Origin of the sequence: Gracilibacillus saliphilus, from assembly GCF_010994085.1 — a bacterium.
GTDB lineage: Bacteria > Bacillota > Bacilli > Bacillales > Amphibacillaceae > Gracilibacillus > Gracilibacillus lacisalsi.
On the sequence record NZ_WJEB01000006.1, the window covers coordinates 127,155 to 146,470 of the forward strand.

The window sequence follows — 19,316 nt, forward strand, 5'->3', positions numbered from 1 at the left end:
TATGGCATAGGAAATTACTAATAAATTTTATAAAACTCAATATCCTTTTTCTATTATTCGTTGTAGAAAAAGGATAGCGAAGGCAACCGTTTCGACTCCTTTAGCGTTAGCATGACCTGAAGGATCCACTTTTGCAGAAGTCTATACTCCTGCAAAAGTTAGCTGAAGAGCATGCCCCTTGGAAAGCGAAACGATCAGCCGTAGCGGTTGACTTGCACTAACTAGCTTTCAAAATGGCAGCTCCATATGTATAGCTATTGGCTGCTTCTTAAAATATACGTGATGACTCACCTTTTCCTATCCTACTTGCTTATAAAAATTGTGATACCAATTTTTATATACTTTCCTTACAAGCAAAAAAGGACTGCCTTCTAATAGCAGCCCTAAGTGTTATTAAGTTCCACAAAATGTCTGATATGGTTCATCTGGCTTTGGTGGTAAAACAGCATATTCTTCCTGTTCTTCGGAGTAGGCGTAAGGATTTGATAATGCCTTCAATAATTTTTCCATTACACTGTAATCCTCTGCACTTACCGCTTTTTCCAAAGCTTCTTCAACCAGATAATTCCTCGGAATAATAGACGGATTATTTTCTTTCATTAATTGTCGTGCTTGATCAGTTGTTTCGTTCTGTCGTGCTAATCGCGCTTGCCACTTATCATACCATTTGTCAAAGCCGTTTGCTTGGAAAAGTCTCACCGTTTTATCGAATTGATCTAATGTTAACGAACGAAAGGTGTTTGTAAAATCTGCCTGATGCTGTTCCATCAAGTCTAACAAACGATGAATTAATGCTAGGTCTTCCTCTTCTTCGTCAAATAAGCCTAATTTCTTTCTCATTCCTGCAAGCCAATTTTTTTCATATAAATGCAAGTATTCTTTCATTGCATCCTGTGCTGCTTCAAGCGCTTTATTTTCATCGTCATCCAATAATATCAAGATCGCTTCGGCAAAACGAGATAAATCCCAACCGCCAATATCTGGCTGATTGCCGTAAGCATAACGTCCACGAACATCTATGGAGCTAAAGACCGTTCTTTTATCATACGTATCCATAAACGCACAAGGACCGTAATCAATCGTCTCTCCACTTATCGTCACATTATCGGTATTCATGACACCATGAATAAAACCTACTAATTGCCATTTTGCAATCAGTGCCGCTTGGTTCTTGATCACCGCTTTAAGAAAAGATAAGTATTTATTTTCATCGTTTTTTATTTCTGGGTAGTGACGGTCTATTGCATAATCTGCGAGTTTTTGCAGATCTTCCTTTTCTCCCCATTGTCTGGCATACTGAAATGTTCCGACACGAAGATGGCTATTTGCTACTCTGGTTAAGATAGCCCCAGGAAATGCAACTTCACGTTCGACAGACTCTCCTGTCGTTACAACTGCTAAACTTCGGTTTGTCGGAATCTTCAAGCCGTACATTGCCTCACTAATTAAATATTCACGTAACATCGGTCCTAATGCAGCCCGACCGTCACCTCCACGGGAATACGGTGTCTTTCCTGAACCTTTGAGTTGAATATCTACTCTTTGTCCATCAGGAGTGATATGTTCACCGAGTAAGACCGCTCTTCCATCACCAAGCATGGTAAAATGGCCAAACTGATGACCTGCATATGCTTGTGCAATCGGAAGTGCACCTTCTGGCAGTCGATTGCCAGAAAAAAGATCAGCACTATCTTCCATGCTCTCTGTATCTAAACCAAGCTCAGTTGCTAAATCACGATTAAACATTCCGATTTCCGGATCATCTACTGGTGTCGGTTGAACACGGGAATAAAAAATACCGGGTAAACGTTGATAACTATTATCTAAATTCCAACCTTCATTTGTTGTTACCGTCATACTATCTCCTTTCATGAGATATCGACTATCTCATTCACTTACGTCATTACATACCGGATTACCGGAGAATGCTACATCTAGCATAACACAAGTAGCTCTTGTATTAATATGAGTTGCATTCTCCTTTCTTATTCATCGCAATGCAATTGGAACTTATCCTAACCCTTTTATCCCATTTTTGATAAATTGAATCGTATATTCTATCTCTCTTTCATCATCCCAATCATAATCAGGTACAATGATGAATCGCGCTAATAAATAACCTAAAACTGTACTTATTGTTAGACGGAAAATCGTTTCTGTCGGAATAGTTTCAAACTGTTCTTTTGTTAATAAACGTTTCATGGCATTTCGATATTTCGGTGCAATCTTTTCCATGTATATTTGCTTAAAGGTATCTTGAATTTCCGAATGATAAAACATCTCTTGCAATAGTATTTTTAGTAATGCTGTATTTTTACGAACAAATTCATAACGATTATAAATCACTTTACGGAGAAACTGGTCCATTTCTTTAAACTCTTCCCCTTCAAAAATTTCATTAAGAAATTGCTCTGCTAAAAATGGAACAGCAAATTTAGAAATAACAGGCAAGACAATCGAAATTAGTAAATCTTTTTTTGTTTTATAATGGCGGAAGATCGTTCCTTCTGCTACACCTGCTCGTTTCGCTATCTCACTGGTGGAAGCAGCAGCAAAGCCCTTTTCTGAAAATATTTCAATTGCCGCTTGCACAATTTGTGTCTGTTTTGGTGTTAATTCTTTATCAGATACATTTAATAATTCTTGTAGCAATTCTTTATCAAGCTGTCCCATCATTCTCACCTCTAGATTTTCTTTCTAATACAGTTATAACCTACGATGCTTCTTCAATGCAAAAATATTAAGCACAATAAAAATAGCAGCAAAACCGAAAACAATGACAATATCTTGCCAGACGTCCCAAATGTTCTGTCCTTTGAGCATGATCGCCTGCATCGCATTCGCTCCATACGTCAGTGGCATTAATTTACTGAGAATCTGTAACCATTCGGCAAGTGACTCCAATGGAAACATCCCTGAAAAGAAGACTTGCGGAATAATGACCAATGGAATAAACTGCATCATTTGAAATTCATTATTAGCAAAGGCGGATAGTAATGTTGCCAAACTCAAAGCAGTAATTGCCAATAAAAAAGTTACTAGTAGTAGCTGCCAAAAATCTCCGGCCATATAAATATCCAGCACATACACAGAATAGCTCGCGATGATTAGTGCCTGAAGAATAGTGAAGATCCCGAATCCGATTAAATAACCAAAGACTATTTCCCATCTTTTAATGGGCGTTGATAATAATTTTTCTAACGTGCCTTGTGTCCGCTCTCGTAAAAAAGAAATACCACCTATGATGAAAACAAAGAAGAAAATGAAAAAGCCGATCAATACAGAGCCAACCTGATCAAAGAGGTTAAGTTGATCAGAACCGTAATAGTATTCAATAACAGGTTCTTGCTCTTCCCCATTGTTCATCATCTGAATCGCTGCTTGAATCGTCTGTAAGGTAGCACTATTGGCAGTTGCGTCACTGCCCTCTAACAGAATATATAATGCATCGTCCTTGGTCGTTAAAAAGGCATCCATATTACTTAGCTGTAATTCTTGCTTAGCTTCTTCCTCTGGCATTTCCTTGAGATTATTGACAGATTCTTCTTGTAATGATTCCTCTAACGGTGCCGGTAAATCATCAATAGCAATTTCTGGATCGTACTCGTTACCATCGAGTACAAGCCAAATAAGAGTAATTACGAGTATAGGTGCAATGACCAATAGCGCTAATGACCGTTTATCACGTATAAACTGTTGAGCTATTCGTTTCACTACCGCCATAACATTCATTGTGCGCCACCTCCATATGCTAAAAATGCTGCTTCAATCGATTCAACACCTTGCTCCGCTTTTAACTTCTCAGGAGTATCACACGCAATAATCGATCCATCACGTAACATAGCGAGCCTATCACATTTATCAGCCTCATCCATTACATGTGTAGTGACAATAATCGTAATACCACTTTCTTTTAGTTTGTGAAATTCTTCCCAAATTGATTGTCGCAGTAGCGGATCTATCCCTACTGTAGGTTCATCCAAAATTAACAATCCGGGCGAATGCATCAGTGAAGCTGCTAACGACAGCCTTCTTTTCATTCCACCTGAGTAATGACGTACTTCTTTATTTAACTCTTTAGATAAGTTTACAATATTTGCAGCTTTGTTAATGACTTCTTCACGTTCTTTCTTTTTCAAACCATAAAGAGTAGCAAAAAAAGCTAAATTTTCTTTTGCGGATAGCTCCTGGTATAAAGCATCTGACTGAGACATATAACCAATCGATTTCATTAATTCAAGGGATGGCATCTTCTTTCCTTGTACCAAAACTGATCCTTTCGTGGCTTCAAGAATCCCTACAATGACCTTTACCAGAGTTGTTTTCCCTGCCCCAGAAGGACCTAACAAACCAAATATCTCTCCGCTATCTACTGATAAATTAATATCCTTCAATACCTTCTCTTTACCAAAAGAAAGAGCTATCTCGTTCATTTCAAGTATTTTGGACATACACGAACTCCTCCTAGTCTTTTAAAATGAGTGATTACTCACTTACATTTAAACATAAAAAATCGAAGCAGTAAAGTTCTAATTGTAAGGAATAGGAATTAGAACCTTCCGCTCCCTAGCTTTTTAAAGAATGGAGGAAAGCTTTCATGTTCTTCGATAGCCACTTATCTTTATGAATAGCTGTATAAACACCTAATTGACTAATACTTTTTATCTCCTCTAGTTGGTCATTATGAAGTTCTTCTTTGACCACAAAATACGGAAGCATCGACACACCAAGGCTACAGATTACTAATTTTTTGATGGCCTCCAAACTAGGTAATTCTATCTTAGAAATAGACGTATCCGTTTTTTTGATATAATCTTCAATAATCGGTCGCCAACTACACTGGTATTCTGTTATCAGCATCCGCTCTTGCTTTTCACTTTTATTTTTACTTTTAATCAAACTAAGGCTTTCCTCACTAATTTGATTAATGTGTAATTCACTTACTTTCCAACCTGGTAGTTCAACAAGGATAGCAATATCTATGTCTCCACTTTTTAACTGTGCGGTAATATTTTCATACTGAAGTGATTTTAAGACTAATTCAACTTTCGGGTATTTCTCCGTGAATTCCATTAATAGTTCTGGAAGCCAATGGACCATTAAAGATTCACTAGCACCAATGGTTAATCGACCTGATGGCTCCTCTCCTTCACTGACAACGGCTTTTGATTTTGCATAGAGGTCGATAATCTCCAGTGCATATGGATAAAAATCATGACCTGCTTGCGTTAATATTGTCTTTCTACCCATTCGATCAAATAAAGGCTTTTCTAATTCTTCTTCTAATTCCTTGATGTGTGCCGTTACGGAAGATTGAGCATAGCCTAGTTGGTCTGAAGCCTTTTTAAACCCACCAGCATCAACGATTGTTTTAAATGTAATGAGATGTCTCAATTCCACTCTGTCCACCCCTCCCTTTATATCATTTTTGCTGAATTATTTTATCAGAAATATCAATTTTACTGAACTATAAAACAACTATATAATGAAATATAGAAAAGAACAAGAGGAGAGATCATTATGAAAGTGTTAACGATTGTAACCCACCCCCGTCAAGACTCATTAACCTTCACTGTTGCTAATCGTATGATGGAAGGATTGCAGGATGCTGGACATGAAGTAGATGTTCTCGATTTATACCGAAGTGATTTTGACCCAGTTTTAAAAGAAGTGGATGAACCTGACTGGGGAGCAGATCAACAGCAGTTTTCAGAAAGAGTACATCAGGAAATGGATAGATTGAAGCAATACGATGGATTAGCATTCGTTTTTCCACTTTGGTGGTGGAGCATGCCAGCATTGTTAAAAGGCTACATTGACAGAGTATGGAATTACAGTTTTGCCTATGGACCGGGTAAATTACCCCATCAACATGTACTATGGTTAATCCTTGCCGGAGCACCTGTAGAAAGGTTTACCAAAAGGAAATATGATCAAATGATCACGCACTATTTTAATGTAGCATTAGCAGATTATTGTGGGATTGGAACTTCCAGATTCGAATTATTGTATGAAACAATTAAAGAAAAGCCTGAATATATGGATCAGTGGCTGAAAAAGACTTATGAACTAGGGCTGAGATATGGAGAAACATCATGAGATGGGAGCTTATCACTGAAGCTCCTTTTGTTTATTGGCCACTTTTTGATGTTTTATGGCCACTTTTCATCATTTAATGGCCACTTTTATAATATTCTCATTTTCATATCCATCCTCGTTCTCTGCCATAATTTAAAAGTTCTTCATATGGGTCTGATCCTGGTAAACCTATCATTTTGCAAAAAGCAGGTTCGGTTTTATAACCTTGTTCTTTGAGCAATATAACCTCTTCTTTCAAATTGGGAGTTTCTTTCAATAACTTACTTTCTATAAGCATATGGAGATAGGCATTTTGTTGCTCTACAGGTTGTGGTTGACCGAACAATTCACACTCAAATCCTTTAAAGAAAAAATTTGCTTTAACCACCGGCAGATTTCTTATATTCGTTGTTTTTATTTTGAAGCCATCTAAATGTTTGTATAAAGATTCGAGTGTTCGCTTAAACTCTGTGAGATTATACACTTCCATGATAATATCCAAATCAGATTCTGCAATCGCAATATCTATTGGAATCGTACCGCAGAGAACAGGATGATATATCTTTAGGTCCTGCATTACCTCTAATTCTGTTAGGGTGTGATAGGCATGCTGTTGTATTTGATTTCCTCTTTTTAAATAATCAAGTCTTCTATACATGATATTTATACCTGTCCCTCTAAATCCTGCGATAAACGTATCATATCGCGACATTGAATACCATTTTCATAGATTTTCTCTTGATAATGTTTGATAAAAAAATCCTTATCAATCCCAACCATTTGAAAGCCGCACTTTTGGTATAATGCGAGCTGACTAATACTAGAATTGCCTGTGCCGACTTCTATTATCTTATATCCGTGCTTTTTCGCATTTTGGATAGCATCTAAAACTAATTTTTTTCCTATTCCTTTTCCTTGGTGATCTTCTGCAACAGCAATGTTAACCAGTTCAACTGTATGAGGCCTTGTTGGAAGCAGGACATAGGCACCTATTATTTTATTTTCTATCTCAGCAACATAGCATGCTCCTCGATCTAGATATGCTTTAATGATAGAGGGAGAAGGGTCTGCTAATAGTAATAATTTCATCGGTATCGTTTCATCTAATCTTAATTTTCTTATTTTCATTATGATCACCATTTTTCAATTATTATAATTTAGTATAACAACTTTTCCAATAAAGGGTTAAGATATGAAACATTTATGCCTTCGACAACGTATATGATAGAAAAAAAGGAGGAGATTGATCATGCGTACAGCTTATCAGAATGGTGATACGATTCAGGTAGTATTTCTGAATCAGAAGAACGAAGATATAGAAGAGGCGGTCTTGAATAATGCTCAGATAACAGCTTTATTTCAAGCAAATCAGGTTTGGATTGAACGATTTGAGAAAAACCTGAAAATAAAAGATTCCGTATGGTCTCTTAATCATAGCAACATTGTTTTACGGGTTAATGTAGAGTAACTGTGAGTAGCGAAACGCCTTATTCACAAGGGAAGTGGATTAGGTGTTTTCTTTTTTTGAAAAAGTAATATCTGTTGCCACTAAACTGATCATCAGTAGTAGCTCCAAAGCATTTGTAAAGGCTGTACTTTCAACCTCAATTGGTAGTGCACTACCGATTCCCATTATAATTGCACCTGCAAGCATCCATTTCCATTTGGTATTACGATAAAGGACGAACCCTGTAACAAGAAGAATTACACTAACACAAATTATCATTAAATGTGATCCTTCTATCTCTGTTTGAGCAACATAATGCAGAATACCATATTCTGAAACAGGCTTTAGCTCGATATTTGCTACCACTGTCATGATTTCGATTAGTATTAAAACACCTGTGAAAGTAAGCGTAATCCTAATTGCTCTTACAGAGTGAAATCCCTTTTTACCTAATTTTCTTAATACACCCAAACAAAACAGAATAAGTGTCGGTGTAACGATAGCATGTATCCAATAGCGAAGGAGATGGAGTTTTTCCAAGAAGGAACCTGTTCCAATAAATTTTCCAAAGGCAATAATGGCATTGTCAACGATTAAACCTGCTATGACTACATATAGAAAGAAAGTAAGACTCCTTATATTTTTTCCTCTTTTTTTAATTAAGCCTACTACTAATAAAACAATATAAGACAGTGTGATAAGAATATACAAATAGAAATCCACTAAGGTTCGCTCCTAAACGTTTTTTATAGTGTATGTTATTCTTTTTTCTACATGCACAGGAGCTGATAACAATATCGTATTCGCTTGAAAAATAAAAAGACTCCAATTTGAAGTCTTTTATCCTTGAGCACTGAATTCATGGACCCATACTTCCATTTCAGGAAGCCAGGGCATGCCTGGATGGATCGCCAATATCGCCTCTTTATAAGCCGATAAACTGTCATATCCTTCTCTGTTAGCATCTTCATCTGTCAATTCACCAAGTTTTTGTTTATATACATTATCTATTCGAAATTTCTTATCTTTTAACTCCATTGTTTCACCGATATCTGCATAACGGCCATTACGTCTTGTTGCGGTCTTGATACCATTTAATACTTTTTCCACATCTTCCGGTAATGTAACCAAACGGTCAATGCTGCAAGTTTTCGGTGGTAATGGCGTACTATTTTCTTTCATATATTCAGCACCTTACCTTTCATTTCTATTGTATCTTCTACAATAGCTTACCACAAATATTTTTCATATCTGGGTTTGGAAATATTACAAAATGTTGAACATTTGGCTTTAGCTTCTTGATTGCCTTAGAAAACGAGGATAGCTAAAGACAGATATTACACAGCCTATCATACCAAATCCTAACAAGATCAATAAAGATAACCATATATCCATTACATGACCACCATCCTGCAAAATAGACTGGAAACCTTCCAAAGCCCAATACTGTGGAAGGAATTTCGCTATCAATTGCATCGAATTTGGCATAATTTCAAGCGGCATCCATAGTCCACCAAGCATTGCTCCTCCTAATGCAATCACTTGTGTTAGGGCAATGCCCATATTTTCGGTATTGACTAGTAATGACATGGCCATTCCCCAACTAGTAGCAAGAAATGCGAGTATAAGAGATATCAACGTTAATGCAAGTGGATCACCTAGAGGTAAGTCATATACAAGTACTCCAAATAACATTAATACGACAATTTGAAGGATCACAATGATCAAAAATGGCAACCATTTTCCAACAAGAAAACGATTTAATGGTAAAGGTGTACTAGCAACTCGAGCGACCATTCCACTATCTCGATCTTTTATAAAGGTAATCACCATCGAAATCATAATAAAGAAAGTGAACATAATAATATAGCCCGGCACTATTTGTGTCACTAATTGCTCTGGTTCCATTTCATTCATACCAGAAAATATCGTAATAAAACCTACGATAAAAATAATTGGCAATATAAAAGTCCAGAACCAAATTCCTTTATCTTGTAGCTTCTTTTTCAATTCGACTATCGTAATTGCCCACATATACCATCCACTCCTATCCATTATCCCTTAATTGGGTACCTGTTAAATAAAAGAAAATATCTTCTAATCTTGCCTGACTCAATTCCAATCGCTCCGGGTTAATTCCACTTTGCCGAAATTGTTCAATCATTTTTCCCATTGTCAAAAGCGGATCATCACAGTTCACAGTGAATCCAGTTTTCTTCTCAATGATATCGCCATATAAAGATAATTCCTCTTTGTCAATTCCATCAGTTGAAACAAAAATAGATGCACTGCGATGTTTATTCAACACATGCTTCATAGTGCCATGTTCCACTAATTTTCCTTTATCAATAAAGCCAACACTATTACAGATTTGCTCCACTTCTTCCATATAGTGACTAGAATAAATAATGGTACTTCCCATCTCTTTTAATTGTTGAATAAGGGTAAAAATAGAATGTCTTGATTGTGGATCAATTCCTACGGTGGGTTCATCTAACACTACTACAGATGGTTCATGAAGAATGGCACATCCGATATTTAAACGGCGTTTCATGCCTCCAGAGAACTCTGTTATTTTTTGATTTGCCTTATCACTTAATCCAATTTGTTCCAACACTGTGCGAATTCGGTTACGCAATTGTTCGCCTGATAAACCATACAGCCTGCCAAAATACATTAAATTGTCCTTAGCCGTTAATAATTCCTCTAAGCAAATGTCTTGAGGTACATATCCGATAAAGTCCTTAACCGCTAGCCGGTTCTGTTTCACAGACTTGTTAAAAACATGAATATCTCCATCAAACTTTTGCAATACCCCAACCAATATTTTCATAAAAGTTGATTTCCCTGCACCATTTGGACCAACTAAACCAAAGCAACTTCCTTCATCAATTTGAAACTGTATGTCATTCAATGCTTGAACAGAACCATAAGATTTACTAACACCTCGCACATCAATCATCTAGACATCTCCTCTGCAAAAATATTATCAATTACTTTCTCGATCTATCCGTTCATTCATGACTCTTTCCATGTTTTTATAGTAGAAATAGGCACCAATCCAAAAAATGAAATATAACGTTAAAAATATTCCTAACCCTAAGATCATTGCTAACAGGTTAAAAGGAATCCACCCCGCCAAAATAGCTATTGGGAAAAAAACGAGAGTAGTCAAAGACAAATGAATTACTGTCTGTTTCAAAATACTCCATCTTTCTAGCTCGAATATGACAGAAGCTAAACTGTAATAAACACCGAGTGCCATGCTTGCAGACCAGTGTTTCCATATTTCTTGTATCGTTGAATTAATGTCTAGCATAACTAGGAAGGAAAGTACTACAAAGGTTATCAGACTTCCTATCGCAACACCGAGTAATATTCTTTTAAGTCCTTCAACAATCATTTGTCTCCTCCTTCCATAATCTGTTTTTTTAAATCATTGACATATTTCCTGCTCACATATTCCTTACTGCCAGACTTAAAGTAAACACACAACGTACCATTAAACGATAGTTCAAAGCGATCGATTTGATTTATATTGCCAATAACAGATTTAGAAAAACGGATAAAGCCAGTATTACTCAACATTTCTTCCACTTCATATAATTTCATTTTCAACTCCATCCATTCTCCCTTAATAGAGGCAAACACTTTTCGATCTCGAGCAAAAAAGAAATCAATCTCCTCAGGATTTAGTACGATTGATCGCTCTTCCTGTACTGCTACAATCCGCTTCGGTTGCTTCTTTTTTAATAGTTGAACCAATTCTTCAATTTCTTTCGTCCACTCCTTCGCAGAAATCGTAATTTGACACTCATCATCATATTTGGGATCAATATCGATTTTTACCTTCAATGGTTTCCCCCCTTTTTGTATTATGATGTACTTCACTTCTTTTTTGGCAAATTATCTCATTAGAAGTATGTAAAAATACATAACATGTAATTTTGCATGAATAAGATGTTTTTTGTAATATAAAAAACGACTGATGAATAAGTCTATCAGTCGCACAGTTGTTATTAAGGATAGCTAATCTAGCCGTTTTCCACTAATTGTTTAAGTCCATCAAACATCATTTCCCAACCATCTTGTGAGCCATCATGATATTCTTTACATGCCTTGTCGATATCTACTTGTGTCCATCCTTCTTCATGGGGGACGACTATCTTCTGGACAAAGGTCATATTACATCCAGACGTTGTTGATTCAAAGGAAACAGTTAAAACATCTACGGTATCACTAAACTGTGGCATTTCGAAAGTTTTTACAAGTTTATTCGGTTTATCTAAAACGCGGTACTCACCAATTGCTCGATAATCCTTGCCATCACGGTGATCAACAATTTCCCATCTACCGCCTTCTTTGGCATCACTCTTAGCCACTTTGTTAGTCATTTCCATTGTAAATAGCCATTTTTTCATTAATTCCGGTTCAATCCAAGCGGCGTATACTTTGTCTGCTTCCACATCAAAAGCTTTTGTCATTGTTAATGTTACCGTTAAATGATTGGTCATCTGTTTTCCCCACCTTTATCCATTAAATTTGAGCATGCTGTCAGGAGTTGATAGTAGATTCTTAAAAGTTGATAGTATTTCGTGCGAAGTTGATCGTAAATTCCAAAAGTTGATAGTGTTTCGCTCGAAGTTGATCGTAAACTTATGAATGCATTTCCATAATATCATATTTACATCATCCAATGGAAAGAACACAAGAAAAAACGAGAAAGCCCACCCGGTCCTGTCCAAAGTAGTTATTTTGACATGAATAATACCGCTACGGCTTGCCCACTTCGCTTTCCGTGGGGCGTGTCTTCAGCTAACTTTTGTAAAGAAAATTGCTTTACAAAAGTGGATCTTCAGATCACGCTGATCCCACAGGAGTCGAAGTGGACGCCTACGCTAGATAACGTTCTACATTGTTTTAACGTACGGACATTACGTCTTTTATTTCACATTGTATACAACTTCAAAAAGTTAGCTGTCACATACGTTGTAGAGCTGCTTTATAGCGGAGGCAGCCCGCTTCAACTCCTGTGGGAACTGTTTTACCTGAAGATCCACTTTTTCAAGCGGTTTTTGCTTGGAAAAGTTAGCTGAAGGTAAAACCCCACGGAAAGGGAAGCGGGCAGCCGGAGCGATGCTTTCCGTCTACACATCACTTCAAAATGACCACTTATGATATAATAACACTCACTTATTATATACTCCTTATAAATTTAAAAAGAGCTGACTTCAATGTCAGCTCTTCTCAACTATGTTTCAGCTTATTTTCTTTAATACTAATTCTTCATGTTCTTTCGTAGCTGTTAGCAGACCGATAACACCCATTACGACAAATGAAGCTAAGGAAGCAAAGAACATTGCTAGATAAATATTTTCAATGACATTAAATTGTGTAAAGACTACATATAACGATGCACCTGTGATGACTGCTGCAATCGCACCATAGTTTGTTGCTTTTTTCCAGAAGTAACCTAATGTTATAGGTGCTAATATTCCTGAAATGATCGCGGAAAAGCTGAATTGAATTAATATCGACAAGGAATCCGGACGATCTAAGGAAATATATAATGATAAGAGTCCTACTAAAACAAGCGATCCTTTTGCGACATTTACTGATTGTGCATCTAATTTCGCCTGGCTTATATTCTTTTTAAATACTGGCGCCAATACTTTGTAAAAATCATTTCCAATACTAGTTGTTACACCTAAGTATAAGCTATCTGTACTGGAGAGGATTGCTGAAATAATCCCTACAATCATAATCGCAGCAATAATACTAGGGAATGATTCGATTACATACATTGGAATCGCTGAATCTGCACTATTTAATGTCGGGAAAAGTACCCGTGCAGCTAAACCACCCAGCACCATTAAAGTGGAAATGACAAACAACACAATTCCTGATGATAAGGTGAATGGTGCAAGTTCTTCCTCTGTTTCAATGGATAAAATTTTGTTCAACAAGTGTGGCATTAGGATAAAACTGAATAATAAAAATTGTACAGCCATAATTGCTAAGACACTATTATAGGGACCGTCAACGCCCACAAAAGTGGTTAGATTGGGATCTACTGCATTCAGTTGCTTCGTTAACTCCCCAAATACATTGATACCACCGCCGATTGTCCAAAAAAATGAAATAAAAATTAAAATCGAAGCTACAGCCATAAATAGCCCCTGTATACCATCTGTAATCATCTGGGCGAAGGCTCCACCTAGACCAATATATAAAATGGTAATCGTTACCCCTATAATGATTCCCCAGAAATAAGGAATACCAATTACTGTTTCAAAAATGGTAGCAAGTCCAACATTTTGACCAACAATGTAATATACATTAAATAATATCAAAAGCGAGACAATGACTTGTAACGTTTTCGAATTATAGCGACGTCCTAACCACTCAGGCACAGTAGAAACTCGCCCGAATTTCTTACCATAACGCCAAAATGTTTTAGCAAAAATTAATAGACCAACCCATGAAACACCAAAACATCCTAGTGTATACCATAGAACCGATGTACCGTGTTGATAGGCTAATCCAGGCACTCCAATAAACAGATTCGCACTAGAATATGATGCTGCAAAACTTGCTCCTACAAGCCAAGGACTAACCTTCCCTCGCGCTGTCGCAAAGCCATTCATCGATTTACTATGAGCACTTCCTTTTTTTCCAATCCAAGTAACAACACCAAAATAAGCAATTAATAATATAATAACAGTCCAAAGAAGTAAACTAGATTCTGTTAACATGCCATAATACCACCCTTAATTATTTTTATAAAACTTGCTCCAGATCGTTAGTCCGATAATCCAAAACACGACAACTAAAATGAGATACGTATAAATCATCGCTTAATCCCCTTTCTTTTGAAAAAATGGTAATAACCGTTCATTTAATTGCTGAAAGGATATTTCTACAGGTAACTGATAACGTAATTCCTGTTCATTGATTAGCAAATGCGTGAGCAACGATGGTCCCTCGGCTAATTGGACAACCCCTACCGCATATGGTGTACGTTCCTGCCAAGCAGGATGTCCAGCTCGATGGACAATACTCCAAGATTTTAACTTACCTTGTCCCGAGGCTTCTTTCCACGTTAGCTTTGAGCTAAAACAATTTGGACAATGGGCACGTGGATAGAAAACCCATTGTTTACACTCCTCACATTGTTGCAGATAAAATTGTTTTTCATTAATCTTATCCCAGAAAGGCTTACTCACTGCTGTAATCGGCGGTTCCGGAAATGATATATTTGTCATTGCTCTCCTCCTAACACTAAAGCAGTTGTTTCACTTAATGTCGCTCCATTTCCTGTTACAAGTGCATGTTTAGCACCAGCAATTTGTCGGTCTTCACCTTCACCACGTAATTGCATGACCGCTTCAATAATATGTGACATTCCTCCAGCTAGATCGGCTTGACCAAACCCTAGTTGACCACCATGTGTATTGAGAGGATAATCGCCATCATGACCAAAAGTATGATTTCGGACAAAATCACCGAACTCACCTTGCCTACATATCCCGATGCTTTCTAGCTGCACCGCTACAACACTTGTGTAACAATCATAAAGTGATAACAAATCCAGATCTTTTCCGTTAATCTCCGCCTGTTCTAGGGCTTGTGGAATCGAATATGCAAAAGGTAAGTGATCAATTGCCGGGGCTTGACTAACCGCACGATGGGTGATTTTTTCCCCTGCTCCTTTTAAATAGACCGGCTTCTTCTTTGCTTGCTTTGCTTTTTCCTCTGAGGTAACAATCACGGCTGCTCCACCCGCACATGGCATAACAATCTCTAACAGTCTTAATGGATCCGATATAATGGGAGATTGCAAAATATCATCTAACTCAACTGGCTTATCATAAAAAATTGCTTTCGGATTTTTTAGTGCATTTTTTCTAGACCAATACGCAATTCTCGCAAAATCTTCTTGTTTGGATCCATACACTTCCATATGCTCTCTTTTTAACAATGCATAGGAAGTATTTGCGCCTGAAGCACCAAACGGAACATCAAATTCACGAATGGGATTACGGTTCGGTGAGCGCGGTACTTGTCCTTTTTCATTTTTATTAGCTAGTACACAAACGACTGTTTCACACATTCCTGCTTCAATCGCCGCAGCTGCACGCCAAATCATTCCCGCACCAGTTGCTCCGCCTAGATCAACAGTGTTAGACATAATCGGAGAAATGCCTAAATATTCTGAAACTGTTGCAGGTACGTGTTGTGGTGTTTCACCTACTTGTGGTCCTACCAACAATCCATCGATTTCGTCTTTCGTTAGACCAGCATCTGCTAATGCAAGCTGAACAGATTCCGCTATTAAGCTTAAAGTTGTTTTTCCTTCAGAGTACCGTACTGGCTTTAGTTCACCGATACCGATAATTGCACCTTTCGGTCGTTTCACCATTAGTAGCACTCCTTCTTTTTTATATCTGTTAATTCTTGTAGACATTCAGGATTACTAATAGAAGCTTTGTTTTTGACTTCATTACCAATTGCTTCTGTTTTTGCAGCACCTTCGACTTTCTTACCGTTGACTGTGTATGGTATATCATTCACCTGATAAATTCGTCTTGGAACATGGCGTGGTGATGCTTTTTCTCGTATTTGTTGTCGAATGTGCTTGGCTAGATCTTTTGTTAACAGATCAGTTACAACACATAGTACAATCTCTTCATCATTTTCACATGGTAAACCAAATACGATCGAATCTTTAACTTCTTCGATTTGTTCTACCACACTATAAATCTCTGCAGTCCCTATTCTCACACCACCCGGATTTAGCACAGTATCTGCACGACCATAGATGATAAACGATTGGTCAATAGTTTGTTCAGCAAAATCTCCGTGTGTCCAAATACCTGGTCGTTCAGCAAAATAATTATGACGATAACGCTCATCACCCTTCTCACCATAAAATGTTAGTGGCATGCTTGGGAAAGGCTGTGTACAGACGAGATCTCCCTTTTGGCCATAGACAGGTGCATTGCGGTCATCTAACACTTCCATCGCCATCCCTAATGCTTTACAACTAATCTCTCCGCGGAATACTGGATGAACTGGAGACCCCATGACAAAACATCCAATAATCTCTGTACCTCCTGAAATAGATGCTAAGTAAAGGTCTTCTTTTATCGTTTCATATACCCAATCATATTGTTCAGCTACTAGTGGTGCACCACAGGAAAGAATACTCTTTAAGGAAGTTAATGGATACTGATCTTTCAACACAACATCTGCTTTCATTAATGAATCTAAATACTTGGGACTCGTACCAAAATGTGTCAGTCCGATTTCTTCCGCAATATCCCATAAATGTGTTGGATTGTCTGGAAGTACCGGAGCACCATCATATAACAAAACAGAAGCATTACTCGCCAAACCTGATACGAGCCATGGATACATCATCCATGCTGTGTTGGAATACCAGAACAGTACATCTTCTTCATGTACATCACAATGCAATTGGTGTTCTTTCACGTGTTGTAACAACGTACCTCCTACAGAATGAACAATTGCCTTTGGCAGTCCTGTCGTACCAGATGTATAAAGGATATATAGGGGATCACGGAATCCAATTCTTTCAAATTGCGGTTTCTCTGCATCGTTATCGAGTAAAGAAGACCAAGTGATTGAGTTAGGTAGTTCTCCTGCAATTGTTATAACGTGATTAATACTAGCAATCTGTCTGATTGTTTCTTGTACTTTATCCGAAATATCAAAAGGTTTTTGTTTATACTGATATGTTAGATTGGCGATTAGAACTTTCGGTTGCACTTGGCCAATTCGATCGATAATTCCTTTCGCACCAAAATCTGGTGAACATGAGGTCCAAACTGCTCCAAGTGATGTCGCAGCAAGTAAAGCGACTAATCCTTCTATATTATTAGTAGTAATCCCCGCTACACGATCTCCTTTTTTCACGCCTAATTGTTTTAATCCATACTGTGCCTTTGCAACTTGTATACGTAAGTCATGATAAGTAATCTTAGCTGTTACACCTGTTTCATCTGCTTGATAGGCAGCAATTTGATTAGCTTTACCTTTTAGTAGATTCTCCGCAAAGTTTAATTGAGCATCAGGAAAAAAAACAGCATCAGCCATTGATTCACCCTGGAGATAGAATCTTTCCCCTTTTTCGCCGATAATACCGGCATAATCCCAGACACCAGACCAGAAATCTCCAATATTAGTGATCGACCAACGGTGTAATCTTTCATAAGGAAAAAGTGCCTGATTAACAGATTTTGCAAAAGCTTGAAGATGTGATTGTTCCATATCTTTTTCTGCAGGTTCCCATAATATCTGACTCTTCTTATCTATTCTTTGAGTATTCATTGTTTTCCCTCTTTCTTTGGTACTTCAATAAGAATGGCTATTCCTTGGCCACCACCGCCACATAGGGAAGCTATTCCTTTACCACCACCACGTCGTTTCAATTCATGTGCTAATGTTAAAACTAAGCGGAAACCAGTACCTCCAAGCGGATGCCCAATTGCAATTGCTCCACCATTGACGTTTACTTTGTCATATCCAATATTTAACGCTTTACAGCTGGCGATCACAACACTAGCAAACGCCTCGTTTATTTCAAAGAGTTCAATATCTTCTACTGCCAATTGCTGTTTATTCAATACTTTTTGAATGGCGTCTGCCGGCTTTGTTTGAAGACTAGCATCAGGTCCGGCCGTTTCCGCCCAGTCGATAATATGTGCAAGTGGTGCTGTTCCGATTTGTTCAGCTTGTTTTGCTGTTGTAACAATTCCAAGGCTTGCTCCATCTGTCATTTGCGAAGCATTACCTGCTGTAATCGTTCCATCTTTTGCAAATGCAGGTTTCAAATTCGCTAATTTATCAACTGTTGTCTGTGGGCGTATACCTTCATCATTTGCTAACACACCATCGATTGGAAGAATTTCCTCCTGCAGTAGCCCTTTTTCAAAGGCAGTAGCTGCTCTTCGTTGCGACAGAGCTGCAAATTGATCTTGCTCTTCACGGCTAATGTTGTATACACCATTATATTGTTCTGTTAGTGCGCCCATCGATTGATCACTTAATGCACACCACAGCCCGTCATGTAGCAACGTATCAGTAATCGTCTGGTGACCTATACCTTTGATCGATCGAGTCGGGATAATATGTGGTGCATTAGACATTGAGTCAAAACCACCAACAATATAAAATGACCCTTCTTCTAATTGAGTACGGCGCACTGCATCAATAACAGAAGCAACCCCTCCAAGACAGACATTATTTAAGGTGATCGCCGGTGTACTACTATTAAGTCCAGCTTGATGTGCAACTTGCCTAGCAGGGTTTTGACCTTGACCAGCCTGAATAACTTGTGCTAACAATACCCCATCTATCTGAGGAATTGCAGCATGTTTTTCCATTAAGTAATGCAACGGATGGCTTGCTAACGTTACTGCATCAATATCTGCAAGGGCACCGTTAAACTTTCCAAAAGGTGTCCTGATCCCATCTAAAATAACAATTGACATATAGGTGATTACTCCTTTTTCTTTTAAATTAAGAAAAGCGCAGAGCGCCCGCTTAAAAAACGTAGCGGCTGGAACTAATCAACTGAGATAAAGGAATCACGGTGAGTTTACGAACCGATGATGACTTATCGTAGGGCGATTCGTGAAGTCGCCTAGTTTTTGGGCGCTCGGAGCTAGACATCTGTGCAAATTTTATACTTTCCTTACAAATAAAAAAGCCCTCTTCGATAAAAAGAGGACTCTACTACTCTTCTTATCTCTCAGGAATACTCCTG

Annotated in this window: 21 protein-coding genes; 2 read left to right on the forward strand and 19 right to left on the reverse strand. The window is 37.8% G+C overall.

Annotation, left to right across the window (positions count from 1 at the left end):
* Positions 1-393: 393 nt before the first annotated feature.
* The 5 genes from GHT08_RS08660 to GHT08_RS08680 form a co-directional block, all read right to left on the reverse strand.
* The gene (locus GHT08_RS08660) at positions 394-1,857 is read right to left on the reverse strand and encodes a protein adenylyltransferase SelO (protein ID WP_163581027.1); all 1,464 of its coding nucleotides are present in this window, start codon (positions 1,855-1,857) and stop codon (positions 394-396) included.
* 153 nt (positions 1,858-2,010) lie between these two features.
* Positions 2,011-2,673 carry a TetR/AcrR family transcriptional regulator gene (locus GHT08_RS08665; protein WP_163581028.1) on the reverse strand — a complete coding sequence of 221 codons (663 nt, stop codon included), beginning with the start codon at positions 2,671-2,673 and terminating at the stop codon, positions 2,011-2,013.
* A 33-nt stretch (positions 2,674-2,706) separates the two neighbouring features.
* Positions 2,707-3,732 carry an ABC transporter permease gene (locus GHT08_RS08670; protein WP_163581029.1) on the reverse strand — a complete coding sequence of 342 codons (1,026 nt, stop codon included), beginning with the start codon at positions 3,730-3,732 and terminating at the stop codon, positions 2,707-2,709.
* On the reverse strand, positions 3,729-4,451 hold the full coding sequence (locus GHT08_RS08675) for an ABC transporter ATP-binding protein (protein WP_163581030.1): 723 nt from the start codon (positions 4,449-4,451) through the stop codon (positions 3,729-3,731). Before GHT08_RS08675 ends, GHT08_RS08670 begins: the two co-directional genes overlap by 4 nt.
* A 115-nt stretch (positions 4,452-4,566) precedes the next feature.
* A complete protein-coding gene (locus GHT08_RS08680) occupies positions 4,567-5,400 on the reverse strand; it encodes a LysR family transcriptional regulator (RefSeq protein WP_163581031.1) in 834 nt (277 codons plus the stop codon).
* Between the two features lie 120 nt (positions 5,401-5,520).
* Here GHT08_RS08680 and GHT08_RS08685 point away from each other — a divergent pair, with 120 nt between their 5' ends.
* Positions 5,521-6,099 (forward strand): NAD(P)H oxidoreductase, encoded by a 579-nt coding sequence (locus tag GHT08_RS08685; protein WP_163581032.1) that lies wholly within the window; start codon positions 5,521-5,523, stop codon positions 6,097-6,099.
* A gap of 103 nt (positions 6,100-6,202) precedes the next feature.
* Here GHT08_RS08685 and GHT08_RS08690 read toward each other — a convergent pair whose 3' ends face one another.
* Both GHT08_RS08690 and GHT08_RS08695 read right to left on the reverse strand, forming a co-directional pair.
* A complete protein-coding gene (locus GHT08_RS08690) occupies positions 6,203-6,736 on the reverse strand; it encodes a DUF4269 domain-containing protein (protein ID WP_163581033.1) in 534 nt (177 codons plus the stop codon).
* 5 nt (positions 6,737-6,741) lie between these two features.
* Complete coding sequence (locus GHT08_RS08695) at positions 6,742-7,206, reverse strand: GNAT family N-acetyltransferase (protein ID WP_163581034.1); 465 nt, start codon at positions 7,204-7,206, stop codon at positions 6,742-6,744.
* Positions 7,207-7,327: 121 nt separating this feature from the next.
* Here GHT08_RS08695 and GHT08_RS08700 point away from each other — a divergent pair, with 121 nt between their 5' ends.
* On the forward strand, positions 7,328-7,546 hold the full coding sequence (locus GHT08_RS08700) for a hypothetical protein (RefSeq protein ID WP_163581035.1): 219 nt from the start codon (positions 7,328-7,330) through the stop codon (positions 7,544-7,546).
* Between the two features lie 39 nt (positions 7,547-7,585).
* Here GHT08_RS08700 and GHT08_RS08705 read toward each other — a convergent pair whose 3' ends face one another.
* The 12 genes from GHT08_RS08705 to GHT08_RS08760 form a co-directional block, all read right to left on the reverse strand.
* On the reverse strand, positions 7,586-8,248 hold the full coding sequence (locus GHT08_RS08705; RefSeq protein WP_163581036.1) for a hypothetical protein: 663 nt from the start codon (positions 8,246-8,248) through the stop codon (positions 7,586-7,588).
* A gap of 117 nt (positions 8,249-8,365) precedes the next feature.
* Complete coding sequence (locus tag GHT08_RS08710) at positions 8,366-8,707, reverse strand: ASCH domain-containing protein (RefSeq protein WP_163581037.1); 342 nt, start codon at positions 8,705-8,707, stop codon at positions 8,366-8,368.
* Positions 8,708-8,815: 108 nt separating this feature from the next.
* Positions 8,816-9,559 (reverse strand): ABC transporter permease, encoded by a 744-nt coding sequence (locus tag GHT08_RS08715; RefSeq protein ID WP_163581038.1) that lies wholly within the window; start codon positions 9,557-9,559, stop codon positions 8,816-8,818.
* A gap of 13 nt (positions 9,560-9,572) precedes the next feature.
* Positions 9,573-10,487, reverse strand: coding sequence for an ABC transporter ATP-binding protein (locus GHT08_RS08720; RefSeq protein ID WP_163581039.1), 915 nt, complete (start codon positions 10,485-10,487; stop codon positions 9,573-9,575).
* A gap of 27 nt (positions 10,488-10,514) precedes the next feature.
* Complete coding sequence (locus GHT08_RS08725; RefSeq protein ID WP_163581040.1) at positions 10,515-10,928, reverse strand: DUF3021 domain-containing protein; 414 nt, start codon at positions 10,926-10,928, stop codon at positions 10,515-10,517.
* Positions 10,925-11,380, reverse strand: coding sequence for a LytTR family DNA-binding domain-containing protein (locus GHT08_RS08730; RefSeq protein WP_163581041.1), 456 nt, complete (start codon positions 11,378-11,380; stop codon positions 10,925-10,927). The genes GHT08_RS08725 and GHT08_RS08730 overlap by 4 nt, the downstream gene beginning before the upstream one ends.
* A gap of 179 nt (positions 11,381-11,559) precedes the next feature.
* Complete coding sequence (locus GHT08_RS08735; RefSeq protein WP_163581042.1) at positions 11,560-12,039, reverse strand: SRPBCC family protein; 480 nt, start codon at positions 12,037-12,039, stop codon at positions 11,560-11,562.
* A 744-nt stretch (positions 12,040-12,783) separates the two neighbouring features.
* On the reverse strand, positions 12,784-14,280 hold the full coding sequence (locus GHT08_RS08740) for a sodium:solute symporter family protein (RefSeq protein WP_163581043.1): 1,497 nt from the start codon (positions 14,278-14,280) through the stop codon (positions 12,784-12,786).
* 102 nt (positions 14,281-14,382) lie between these two features.
* Positions 14,383-14,790: a Zn-ribbon domain-containing OB-fold protein gene (locus GHT08_RS08745; RefSeq protein WP_163581044.1), complete on the reverse strand. Its 408-nt coding sequence runs from the start codon at positions 14,788-14,790 to the stop codon at positions 14,383-14,385.
* Positions 14,787-15,947 carry a thiolase family protein gene (locus GHT08_RS08750; protein WP_163581045.1) on the reverse strand — a complete coding sequence of 387 codons (1,161 nt, stop codon included), beginning with the start codon at positions 15,945-15,947 and terminating at the stop codon, positions 14,787-14,789. The genes GHT08_RS08745 and GHT08_RS08750 overlap by 4 nt, the downstream gene beginning before the upstream one ends.
* On the reverse strand, positions 15,947-17,878 hold the full coding sequence (locus tag GHT08_RS08755) for an acetoacetate--CoA ligase (protein ID WP_163581046.1): 1,932 nt from the start codon (positions 17,876-17,878) through the stop codon (positions 15,947-15,949). The genes GHT08_RS08750 and GHT08_RS08755 overlap by 1 nt, the downstream gene beginning before the upstream one ends.
* Positions 17,875-19,041: an acetyl-CoA C-acyltransferase gene (locus tag GHT08_RS08760; protein ID WP_163581047.1), complete on the reverse strand. Its 1,167-nt coding sequence runs from the start codon at positions 19,039-19,041 to the stop codon at positions 17,875-17,877. The genes GHT08_RS08755 and GHT08_RS08760 overlap by 4 nt, the downstream gene beginning before the upstream one ends.
* Positions 19,042-19,316 lie beyond the last annotated feature (275 nt).

Excerpts from the sequence above, each read along its gene's own strand:
- GHT08_RS08695 (WP_163581034.1), bottom strand. The coding sequence starts at position 7,206 with ATGAAAATAAGAAAATTAAGATTAGATGAAACGATACCGATGAAATTA.
- GHT08_RS08700 (WP_163581035.1), top strand. The coding sequence starts at position 7,328 with ATGCGTACAGCTTATCAGAATGGTGATACGATTCAGGTAGTATTTCTG.
- GHT08_RS08710 (WP_163581037.1), bottom strand. The coding sequence starts at position 8,707 with ATGAAAGAAAATAGTACGCCATTACCACCGAAAACTTGCAGCATTGAC.
- GHT08_RS08735 (WP_163581042.1), bottom strand. The coding sequence starts at position 12,039 with ATGACCAATCATTTAACGGTAACATTAACAATGACAAAAGCTTTTGAT.
- GHT08_RS08660 (WP_163581027.1), bottom strand. The coding sequence starts at position 1,857 with ATGACGGTAACAACAAATGAAGGTTGGAATTTAGATAATAGTTATCAA.
- GHT08_RS08715 (WP_163581038.1), bottom strand. The coding sequence starts at position 9,559 with ATGTGGGCAATTACGATAGTCGAATTGAAAAAGAAGCTACAAGATAAA.
- GHT08_RS08675 (WP_163581030.1), bottom strand. The coding sequence starts at position 4,451 with ATGTCCAAAATACTTGAAATGAACGAGATAGCTCTTTCTTTTGGTAAA.
- GHT08_RS08740 (WP_163581043.1), bottom strand. The coding sequence starts at position 14,280 with ATGTTAACAGAATCTAGTTTACTTCTTTGGACTGTTATTATATTATTA.
- GHT08_RS08745 (WP_163581044.1), bottom strand. The coding sequence starts at position 14,790 with ATGACAAATATATCATTTCCGGAACCGCCGATTACAGCAGTGAGTAAG.
- GHT08_RS08725 (WP_163581040.1), bottom strand. The coding sequence starts at position 10,928 with ATGATTGTTGAAGGACTTAAAAGAATATTACTCGGTGTTGCGATAGGA.
- GHT08_RS08665 (WP_163581028.1), bottom strand. The coding sequence starts at position 2,673 with ATGGGACAGCTTGATAAAGAATTGCTACAAGAATTATTAAATGTATCT.
- GHT08_RS08685 (WP_163581032.1), top strand. The coding sequence starts at position 5,521 with ATGAAAGTGTTAACGATTGTAACCCACCCCCGTCAAGACTCATTAACC.
- GHT08_RS08760 (WP_163581047.1), bottom strand. The coding sequence starts at position 19,041 with ATGTCAATTGTTATTTTAGATGGGATCAGGACACCTTTTGGAAAGTTT.
- GHT08_RS08670 (WP_163581029.1), bottom strand. The coding sequence starts at position 3,732 with ATGAATGTTATGGCGGTAGTGAAACGAATAGCTCAACAGTTTATACGT.
- GHT08_RS08755 (WP_163581046.1), bottom strand. The coding sequence starts at position 17,878 with ATGAATACTCAAAGAATAGATAAGAAGAGTCAGATATTATGGGAACCT.
- GHT08_RS08750 (WP_163581045.1), bottom strand. The coding sequence starts at position 15,947 with ATGGTGAAACGACCGAAAGGTGCAATTATCGGTATCGGTGAACTAAAG.
- GHT08_RS08690 (WP_163581033.1), bottom strand. The coding sequence starts at position 6,736 with ATGTATAGAAGACTTGATTATTTAAAAAGAGGAAATCAAATACAACAG.
- GHT08_RS08720 (WP_163581039.1), bottom strand. The coding sequence starts at position 10,487 with ATGATTGATGTGCGAGGTGTTAGTAAATCTTATGGTTCTGTTCAAGCA.